At 57.1% G+C, this 590-nt stretch carries 1 protein-coding gene; it reads left to right on the top strand.

All coding sequences use genetic code 11. The features are described 5' to 3' along the window. The coding region (locus ON063_RS14800) for an ABC transporter substrate-binding protein (protein WP_342455063.1) at positions 1-590 on the top strand (590 nt) is incomplete at both ends.

The raw sequence follows: 590 nt of genomic DNA, 5'->3' as shown, positions 1-590 counted from the left end.
ACGATTGCACTCGCATCATCTGTCTTAATGCTCTCATCTTTACTCGCTGCGTGCGGCGATGACGAACAAGCGGCGGCGACAACGGAAGACGGTAAGCCGGTCATCACATGGTGGGGCTGGGCGCCACAACCTGAAGTCGGGGAAGAAATGGCGAAGGCGTTCAACGAATCGCAAGACGACTACGTCGTCAAATTCAAGCGTCTCGAAGATTACGAGCAACAGCTCCAAGTCGCGATGCTCGGGGGAGACGGTCCGGATGTCATCGGTCTCAAGGAACCGATGATCCCGCAATATAAGGATCGCCTCGTGCCAGCGAAAGACTACATGGACAAAGCGGCCGGCGAAGGCTGGAAAGACAAATTGATCGAGCTCGGCGTCGAACAGACGACGGTCGACGGCGAGCAGTACGCGGTACCGGTCGGCTTCACAGGACAGGCATACCTCATGTACAACAAGACGCTCCTCGACAAATACGGCGTGACACCGCCGAAGACGTATGACGAGACGGTCGCAGCGATCGACAAGATCAACGCGTCAGGCGACAAGGTCATCCCGATGCAACTCGGTGCGAAAGACGCATGGGTCGGCGT

The sequence above is a fragment of the Exiguobacterium sp. B2(2022) genome (assembly GCF_028823655.1).
Taxonomy (GTDB): domain Bacteria; phylum Bacillota; class Bacilli; order Exiguobacteriales; family Exiguobacteriaceae; genus Exiguobacterium; species Exiguobacterium aestuarii_A.
Note: the sequence above shows the minus strand (reverse complement) of the source record. Positions and strands in the feature narration are given on the sequence as shown.